Below are 6,982 nucleotides of genomic sequence, written 5' to 3'. Positions count from 1 at the left end.
CCACGAAACCCACCTCGCGGACCGCCAAGACCACATCACGCGCCACCAGATCCACATCACGCGCCGCAGGCACCACCTCGCGGACCGCCAGGACCACGTCACGCGCCGCAGGCACCACCTCACGGACCGCCAGGCCCACGTCACGCGCCGCAGGCACCACCTCACGGGCGACGACATCCCGGACCACGAAACCCACCTCGCGGACCGCCAAGACCACATCACGCGCCACCAGATCCACATCACGCGCCGCAGGCACCACCTCGCGGACCGCCAGGACCGCGGCGCGCGCCACCGGATCCGCGTCGCGGACCTCGGCGCCCGTTTCCCGTGCCGCGAGCTCCACCTCCAGGTCCACCAGGTCGGCCGCCCGCCAGAAGACCTCGACCCGCAGGAGCAGCTCCAAGTGATCACAGTGATGGGGCCGATCGGGCCACGTGTAACCACGGCCTGATCGGCCTTGTCATCTCGTCTACTGGAGACCCGGATGTTCGTACCCCGTCTGCTCTCGCTTCCCGCGGAAACTCTCTGGGGTGCCATGCCCGAGGTGATCCGCAACGCCCTGAGGCATTCCCGAGGGAGGCGAATCTGTCCCGGCGGGCTCCGTATCGACCTGTACGTGATCGGCGGTCCTGGCAGCGGGCGGGCGGCGCGACGGCTGGAGAGCTCGCTGCTGAAGGTGGAGGGGATCGAGCGGGCGGAGGTCAACGGCGCCCTCGGGACCGTGTTCGTGGGGTGCGACCCCGACTCGGTCGACCTGGAGGAGCTGGTGGCGGTCGTCGATTCGTTCGACAACGCTGACGGCGACGGCGACGGCGACGAGCCGGAGGTGGACGAGGACGCCGAGTTCGACGACTCACTGCCGGGCCCGGTGTCCCTCGCCTCCGAATACGCGGAGCACCGCATCGCCAACCCGGTGCGGAGCCACACGCGCATGGGCATCCGGCTCGGCGGGAGCCTGGTCGGAACGGGAATGGCGCTGGCCGGGCGTGTGATGCACGTGCTGCCGCTCACTCCGATCGTTCCCGCCCTGCTGAGCCTGGCCGAGTCCACCCCGAAGGTCCGCACCGAGCTGGACCGCCACCTCGGCGTCCCGACCGCCGCCGCCCTGCTCGAAACGGCGGACATCGTCGCCTACACGCTGGCGCTGCGTCCGCTGGGAATGCTCGTCCAGTCGGCCACCGCGGTCGGCCGCTACCTCGAGACGCGCGACACGCGACGGGCCTGGGAGAGGCACGAGCACGAACTGGGTTCGTGGGAGGGCTCCTACCACCACATCCGGGTGGCCAGGAAACCACGCCCGGCCCCCATGACCACCAGCCCCGTACGACGGTTCGAGCACGTCGCGAGCCAGGTGACGGTGGGCGCCACCGGGCTGACGTACCTCCTCGGCAAGAACCGGGAACGGACCATCGCCATGCTCACCGCGGCGACCCCCAACGCCGCGAAGCTGGGCCGTGAATCCTTCGCCTCCGCGATCGGGCGCGCCCTGGCGCGGCGCGGGGCGGTCGTCCTCAACAGCCGCGCCCTACGCCACATGGACGGCGTCGACACGGTCATCCTCGACGCCGACGTGCTCGACACGGGTTCCTGGGAGATCGACCGCATCGTGTCCCTCGGCGACGCCGACACCGACGGGCTGCACGCGCGGCTCTACGCCCTGCTCGACCTCACCGACCCCGGCGCGCGGCGGGAGCACGAGGAGTGGACCGCCGAGCCGGTGCCGGGCCCGGCCGGGCTCATCGCGGCGGACACCGAGGAATGGGAGGCTCGGGGACTCCGGGCCGTCCGCGTGGCGAGGCGGGGCGAGCCCGTCGCCCTGGTCGGCATGGCACCGCAGGTGGACCCGCTGGCCGACGCGATCGTCACCGCGGCCAAGGCCGCGGGCACCGTGCTGCTGGCGGGAGGCGATCCGGGGCTCGGTCGGCGGCTCGGCGTCGACGAGTTCGTACCGGACGCCTCCCGGCTGACCCGGTCGGTCCGCGCGCTCCAGGCGGACGGCCGCGGGGTCGCCGTGGTGTCGGGACGCCACATGACCGCACTGGCCCACGCCGACCTGGGTATCGGCGTGCTGTCCCGCTCGGCCCGGGTGCCCTGGGACGCGGACGTGATCGGCGAACTCGAGGAGATCCACCTGCTGCTGAGCTGCCTGGCGCCGGCGAGGAGGACAAGCGAGCGGTGCGCCTGGCTCGACGCCACGGGAGCGACCGCCGGAGGCGTGCTGACCGCCCTCGGGCCGCCGTCGCGGTCACTGGGCAGGGCGCAGCTCTCAAGTGACTGCACGGCGATGGCCGCCATCGTCACGGGTGTGTGGACAGGCTGGCACGCCGGGCAGGAGACGCCGCCGGTCCGGGTGGACCAGACCCCCTGGCACGCGATGTCGACCAAGGACGTCCTGTCCCTGCTGGGATCCTCGCCCAGCGGAATCACCGAGGCCGAGGCCGTCCGGCGCAGGACCTCGGCGGGAGCCTCGGAGTCCGAGCGTCCCGCCTCGCTGCTCCGCGCGTCCGCCGAGGAACTGGCCAACCCGCTGACCCCGGTCCTGGCCGCCGGGGCGGGCCTGTCGGCCCTGGTCGGCTCGATCTCCGACTCGGCGATGATAGCCACCGTGGTGCTCGCCAACGCGCTCATCGGAGGAGGCCAGCGGTTCAGCGCCGAACGGGCGTTGCATCGCCTGACCGAGTCGGTCGCGATCCGGGTCCGGCTTCGCCGCCCCAACGAGGGCGTGAGCGTGACGGCCGAGGACCTGGTGCCGGGCGATGTGCTCGAATTGCGCGCGGGCGACACCGTGCCGGCCGACTGCCGGGTGCTCAGGGCGACGGGCCTGGAGATCGACGAGGCCGCGCTGACCGGCGAGTCCCAGCTCGTCACCAAGTCACCGGCGCCCGTCGACGCGCCCGCCGTCGCCGACCGGAGCTCGATGGTCTACGAGGGTACGACCGTCGCGGCCGGTAGCGGGCTGGCCGTGGTGGTCGCGGCGGGCGAGGCGACCGAGGCCGCCAGGACCGCCAGGCTCGCCAAGGAGCGGCCACCCGTCTCGGGCGTGCAGCTGCGACTGCGGAAGCTGAGCCGCCGGATCCTTCCGGTCGCGATCGGCTCCGGCTTCGTCCTGCTCGCCGCCGACCTGCTGCGCGGCAGGTCGATGATCGAGGCGCTCGCGCCCGCGGTGAGCCTCGCCGTCGCGGCCGTGCCCGAGGGGCTGCCTTTCGTCGCCTCGGTCGCGGAACTCGCCGCCGCCCGGCGGCTGTCGACCCGCGACACCCTGGTGCCCAACCCCTCCACGATCGAGGCCCTCGGCCGGGTGAACGTGCTCTGTTTCGACAAGACCGGGACGCTCACCGAGGGGCGCATCAGCCTGCGGTGCGTCTCGGACGGGCAGGACGAACGTCTCGTCGAGGCGTTGACACCCGAGATGAGGCACATCGTGGCCGCGGGGCTGCGCGCGTGCCCGCGGCACGATGAGGGGCGTCCCATCGCGCACCCCACCGATCGCGCCGTGGTGAACGGGGCCGAGCGGCTGGGCGTGGTGCCCAGGGAGGGCGCGGGAAGCTGGGAAAGGGTCGACGAGCTTCCCTTCGAGCCCGGACGCGGCTACCACGCGGTACTCGGCGCGAACGACTCGGGGCCGCTGCTGAGCGTCAAGGGCGCTCCGGAGGTCGTGGTCACCCGCTGCACGTCCGTACTCCGCGACGGCGAGGTGGTCCCCCTCACGGATTCCCTCGAGGCGGAGCTGGAGAAGGAGCTCGACCAGCTCGCCCGGCAGGGCTACCGGGTGCTCGCGGTCGCGGAGCGCGCCGCCTCCGACCGTCGCGACCTCGACGAGTCCCGTATCCAGAGCCTGTGCTTCCTGGGCTTCCTCGGCCTGGCCGACCCGGTGAGGCCCACGGCGGCCGAAAGCGTCGGCCGGCTGACCCGGGCGGGCGTACGCATCGTCATGATCACGGGTGACCATCCGAGCACGGCGGAGGCGATCGGCGTCGAGCTGAACGTGCTGAACGGCGGGCAGATCATGACGGGGCCCGAGCTGGACGGGATGGACGACGACACCCTGCTGGAGGCGCTGCCGGACGTGACGGTCTTCGCCAGGACCACTCCGGCCCACAAGGCCAGGATCGTCGGCTGTCTGCGCCGGGCCGGCAAGGTCGTGGCGGTCACCGGGGACGGCGCCAACGACGCCCCCGCGATCCGGCTCGCGGACGTGGGGATCGCCCTCGGCTCCCGCGCGACCCCGGCGGCCAGGGCAGCGGCCGACATCGTGGTGACCGACGACCGCATCGAGACGATCGTCGACGCGATCATCGAGGGCAGGGCCATGTGGGGGTCGGTCCGCGACGCCCTGAGCATCCTGCTGGGCGGCAACATCGGTGAGATCGTCTTCGCGGTCGGATCCAGCCTGATCAGCGGCCGGAACGTGCTGAACGCCCGGCAGCTGCTGCTGGTCAACCTGCTCACCGACATGCTGCCCGCGATGGCGGTGGCCTCCCGGCCGCCGGCCGCGGCCAGTCCGGAGAAACTGCTGGAGGAGGGCCCGGAGGCCTCGCTGGGGGCCTCCCTGACCCGGGACATCTACCTGCGGGCCGCCACCACGGCGAGTGCGGCGGGCGCGGCCTGGGCGATCGGCCGGATGACCGGCACGCGTGGGCGGGCGGACACGATGGGACTGGTCGCGCTGGTGTCGACGCAGTTGCTGCAGACCCTGGCCCTGGGCAGCCGGGACCGCACCGTGGTGCTGGCCTCGCTCCTGTCCCTCGGCGTTCTGGGCATGAGCGTCTCGGTTCCCGGGTTCTGCCACTTCTTCGGCTGCCGTCCCCTCGGGCCGGTGGGGTGGTTCATCGCCCTGAGCAGTGCCGCCGCGACCACGGCCGCCGGAGTCGTCTTCCAGGCATCCAACCGACAGGTGTCACCCAACGTTCACCAAACGGTAATCTCCTAGAGGGTGACTTAGTCCTGTTTGGTATGGATTATCGCATTAAGCGATCCTTCTCCCTATGAGGTTGTTATGTACGGATTCTTCTCCACGGTGCTCGCCAAGGCGACGGTCATGCTGATCGAGGCCCTTCTCACGCGCGTCATCCAGTCGCTCGTCGTCTCGCTGGCCAGGACCGGCAGCCTCCAGGCCGCCTGACCCGGTCCTGCGGCACGGGCCCGGCCGTGCCGTGAGCGGATCATGACCGGGAACGCGACCACGGTGACCGGGGCCCAGGCCACGGTCACGACCGGAAGCCCGCTCAGCGGGCCCGCGAGTTGATGAGCCGGGCGACCTTGAGGTGCCCGGCCGAACGCAGTACCCGCTCAGCCTTGGCCGGGTCGGCGACCGGCGCCCTCTCCAGCAGGCCACGGGCGGCCTTCAGCTTCAGCAGGCGCCGGACGGACTGGTCGAGCCGCGCCTCCGAGATCTTCCCGGACTTCACGGCGGCCAGCAGCGCCCCACGGGCCTCTCGGTAGTCCGGCGGCATGAGCAGCAGGTCGACCCCGGCCTGGATCGCCCGTACCGCCACCTCACCGTCGTCATACCTCTTGCGCACCCCCGCCATGTCCAGCGCGTCCGTCGAGACGACCCCGTCGAAGCCGAGCCTCTCCCTGAGCAGCCCGGTCAGGATCGGCCTGGAGAGGGTGGCCGGGTCGCCGGAGGGGTCGAGCTTCGGCATGACGACGTGCGCACTCATGATCGCGTCGACGTCCCTGCCGATGGCGGCGGCGAAAGGCGGGGCGTCCAGCCTTTTCCACTGGGACAGGGAGTGCCTGATCACCGGCAGACCGGTGTGGCTGTCGACGTTGGTGTCACCATGGCCGGGAAAGTGCTTGGCGGTGGCCGCGATCCCCGCGTCGTGGAAGCCGCGGACCGCGGCGGCGACCATCGGCGCGACCTTGTTCGGATCGGAGCCGTAGGCACGCGGGCCGATCACCGGGTTGCGCGGGTTGATGTTGACGTCGGCGACGGGGGCGAAGTCGAGGTTGATGCCCAGGACGCGCAGCTCGCTACCGGTCACCTCCGCGGCCCGGCGGGCCAGCGAGGGGTCGCCGGTCGAGCCGATGACCGAGGCTCCCGGCAGGTTGGTGACCAGCGGGGCGAGCCGGGAGACCTGGCCGTTCTCCTGGTCCGCGCCGATCAGCAGCGGGATCTCCGGCGACGCCTTCTGCAGCCCGTTGGTCAGTGCCACGACCTGCCTGACGTTCTTGACGTTGCCCGCCCAGGGGAACAGGATCACCCCACCGGGGCGGTAGCGGGCGACCATCTTCGCCGGGGTGTCCACGCCGAACCGCGCCTGGTTCTCCCCCGACACCGTGTCGGCCGCCTGACCGTAGAGCACCGGCATGAAGAGCTGGCCGACCTTCTCCTCCAGGCTCATCGAGGCGAGCACGGCCTCCACATCGGCCGGCTTCGCCGTTCCCGGTCTCGCCGTCCCGGGCGTGGCCGTCTCGGCGCGCGTGGCCGCCGGGCTCGCGCTCGCGGAGGACTCCCCGCCCCCGACCGCGCCGGACGCCGGTGGAGCGGCCCTTCCGGTGCCGACACACCCGGCCGCCATCGTCGCGATCACTGCGATCCCCGTCACACACATCCACCGAGCCATGCCCCTTACGCTATCCGGGCGGACGCCCCGGTGCCCGCGCGGCGAACCGGCCGGTGAATCAGAGGCACCTCGGCTCACGGCGCCGACGCGATGCCCGCCAGCTGGTCGAGAAGCTCCTCGGCGCCCTCACCCTCGGCCCTGATCACCACCACGTCCCCTCTCCTGACGTCGAGTGCGAGGACCGACAGGATGCTCTTGGCGTTCACCGGCGAGCCGGCCCCCTTGGCGATGGTGACGTCCAGGGACGCCTTGGTCGCCGCCTGCACGAACGTCGCGGCGGGCCGGGCGTGCAGACCGACCTCCGCCGTGACGGTGACATGGCGCTCGGCCACGTGCTCCTCCTTGAGAATCGACGCTGCGGTCTAGACCACACGGCGTGTTTGCCGGCCTTTGGCCATCCGATGGCTCAACAC

At 71.9% G+C, this 6,982-nt stretch carries 5 protein-coding genes; 2 read left to right on the top strand and 3 right to left on the bottom strand.

Features of this window, described 5'->3' with window-relative positions; genetic code table 11:
• On the bottom strand, window positions 1–403 hold a 403-nt coding region (locus tag AB0K21_RS03080), incomplete at its 3' end, for a hypothetical protein (RefSeq protein WP_364147368.1).
• A gap of 81 nt (window positions 404–484) precedes the next feature.
• Between AB0K21_RS03080 and AB0K21_RS03075 the strand changes: the two genes are divergently transcribed.
• Both AB0K21_RS03075 and AB0K21_RS03070 read left to right on the top strand, forming a co-directional pair.
• Entirely contained in the window at window positions 485–4,930 is a 4,446-nt protein-coding gene (locus tag AB0K21_RS03075) for an HAD-IC family P-type ATPase (RefSeq protein WP_364147367.1), read from the top strand.
• A 66-nt stretch (window positions 4,931–4,996) separates the two neighbouring features.
• Window positions 4,997–5,122 carry a hypothetical protein gene (locus tag AB0K21_RS03070; protein ID WP_364147365.1) on the top strand — a complete coding sequence of 42 codons (126 nt, stop codon included), beginning with the start codon at window positions 4,997–4,999 and terminating at the stop codon, window positions 5,120–5,122.
• 103 nt (window positions 5,123–5,225) lie between these two features.
• Here the strand turns inward: AB0K21_RS03070 and AB0K21_RS03065 are convergent, their stop codons facing one another.
• Entirely contained in the window at window positions 5,226–6,569 is a 1,344-nt protein-coding gene (locus AB0K21_RS03065; protein WP_364147363.1) for a glycoside hydrolase family 3 protein, read from the bottom strand.
• A gap of 74 nt (window positions 6,570–6,643) precedes the next feature.
• On the bottom strand, window positions 6,644–6,901 hold the full coding sequence (locus AB0K21_RS03060) for an HPr family phosphocarrier protein (RefSeq protein ID WP_343978993.1): 258 nt from the start codon (window positions 6,899–6,901) through the stop codon (window positions 6,644–6,646).
• Between the last annotated feature and the right edge of the window lie 81 nt (window positions 6,902–6,982).

The organism is Streptosporangium sp. NPDC049248 (assembly GCF_040678965.1).
In the GTDB taxonomy this organism is placed as follows: Bacteria; Actinomycetota; Actinomycetes; order Streptosporangiales; family Streptosporangiaceae; genus Streptosporangium; species Streptosporangium fukuiense.
This window is presented reverse-complemented; position numbering and strand designations above follow the sequence as displayed.